The sequence below is a fragment of the Arthrobacter sp. Dra40 genome (genome assembly GCF_059091905.1).
The window spans coordinates 1-328 of record NZ_JBNHHB010000588.1; the positions used below are offsets into that span (position 1 = coordinate 1).

At 64.6% G+C, this 328-nt stretch carries 1 pseudogene; it reads right to left on the minus strand.

The annotated features are described in order from the left end of the window. A pseudogene (locus tag AC5RWT_RS38125) lies at window positions 1–207 on the minus strand (histidinol dehydrogenase); the annotation flags it as partial. Between the last annotated feature and the right edge of the window lie 121 nt (window positions 208–328).

Consider the following 328-nt stretch of genomic DNA (forward strand, 5'->3'; position numbering starts at 1 on the left):
GTCGAACCGTCGCGCAAGTTCTGCCAGAGCACCGAAACCGTCCGCCCGCACCTTCTGGATGATTTCCTCGACGGCGGCGGTGGCGACGTCGAACGTGGTCTCCGCGCGCGGCATGGCGGCTTTCAGCTCGGCGGTGCCAAGCCTGCGGCCGCGCAGGTCGATAGTGGCGAAATCAGTAAAGGTGTTGGCCGAAGCTGCAGAAGTCACGCACCTATTCTACTGATCAGGCACCGGGTTCCAGCGATCAGGCACCGGGCCTGGTCAGGCATCCAGGCACGCCGGCCCCAGCAGCACCTTGAGGTCGCCGAAGAGGGAAGGGTTTGGGTTG